At 41.5% G+C, this 684-nt stretch carries 1 protein-coding gene; it reads right to left on the bottom strand.

Annotation, left to right across the window (positions count from 1 at the left end):
* On the bottom strand, positions 1-454 hold a 454-nt coding region (locus HC175_RS15995; RefSeq protein ID WP_209310023.1), incomplete at its 3' end, for a hypothetical protein.
* Between the last annotated feature and the right edge of the window lie 230 nt (positions 455-684).

The raw sequence follows: 684 nt of genomic DNA, 5'->3' as shown, positions 1-684 counted from the left end.
GAGAGACGTATAGATTGCCTTTGTAGAATGTAACTCCGGTGACAGGCGGGATAAGGCCTTCTTCCATGTCTTCGGAAGAATCTTCCTCTTTGATCTCGGTCATTGGAACCACCTGATCATAAAATATTTCAAGTTTTTTATTGGGACCTCCCTTGAGGATTCGGGCTTCGGGAGCGCGTGCCGGTTTTGTGCCGTAAGTATGACCGCCGGCTTCGGCGATGTAGTAGCTTCCATCTTCGTCAAAAGTAATATCTACTGGGTAGGTGAGGCCTTCTTCGATCGCTTCGATCTTGTAGCCTTCAGGTACGACAATATCTGTGGCATTTACTTTTCGTTGTCCAGGCTGGGAAACCTCCGAAATAACTTCCTCTTCGTCTCCCCGTTCTTCTTCGGCTTTTTTACAGGAAAAGACCAGGAAAAGAAGAATGAGAAAATATGGGGAAAATTTCTTCATTGTCTTATTGGTTGGTTAGCTACTTAAAGGTAAGGACGAAGCAGAAGTTTTTAAAGGTCCTTAACAGGTTTTCATAGAAGATTATGAAAATCTTTAGAAAATTTCTCATTAGAGAAGAAGTGAAGTAGCGATACCGGGAAAAGAATAAAAGAAAGGCTATTTTTTTGCAATGGTATTTTTAAGAGGGCTCTCAAAAACGTTTAAGCAAAGGCTTTGGAAAGACAAATACA

The organism is Salinimicrobium oceani, assembly GCF_012037645.1.
This window is presented reverse-complemented; position numbering and strand designations above follow the sequence as displayed.